Source organism: Psychrobacter sp. 1Y4 (assembly GCF_051847555.1).
This window is the reverse complement of record NZ_JBPYDE010000924.1, coordinates 1-570: the sequence shown is the minus strand read 5'-3', so window position 1 is coordinate 570 and position 570 is coordinate 1. Positions and strand designations below refer to the sequence as shown.

Here is a 570-nt window from a genome sequence, read left to right as displayed (position 1 = left end):
GTTTTCATCAAACCAAGCGATGGCTTCATCTAAGTTCGGTACGCTAAAGCAGATGTGTCCAAAGCCTTGTGGCTCTTGATTGCCGTCATGATAGCTAAAGTCCGCTTTTGTCTCCGTGCCATAATTATGCGTCAGCTCCAAAATACCGCGCTGACGAAAAGCAAAGATTTCTAAATCATCACCAGCAGGCAGATTCTCAAGCTCGCTCTCGGTCAATTTTGCCAAGAAATATAAATCAAACCCCATATCAGGGAATTTTTTGACCGCAAGCAACGTCATGCCCAACACGCCTGTATAAAACGCCAATGACTTAGCCGGGTCTTTGACACGTAACATAGTGTGGTTAAAGTTAAAGCCTGTCGTTTGCGCTGAGATTGACTGTACACCCTCTGCACTAATGCTGCTAGCTGGCTGCGGTATGGTTGCGTTATTATTGTTAGATGAAGTCGACATAATTATCCTAATATAATTTGGGAAATGCATTTATAGATAAGCGAACCATGATCGTCATGATCCGCTTATCTCTCTCATCATAATAAAAAATGGCGAAATAAGTGATAGGGTTTTGTA

At 42.3% G+C, this 570-nt stretch carries 1 protein-coding gene; it reads right to left on the bottom strand.

Going from position 1 to position 570, the window contains the following annotated elements; genetic code table 11:
• On the bottom strand, positions 1–453 hold a 453-nt coding region (locus ACS8FC_RS19635), incomplete at its 3' end, for a lactoylglutathione lyase (RefSeq protein WP_439298021.1).
• Positions 454–570 lie beyond the last annotated feature (117 nt).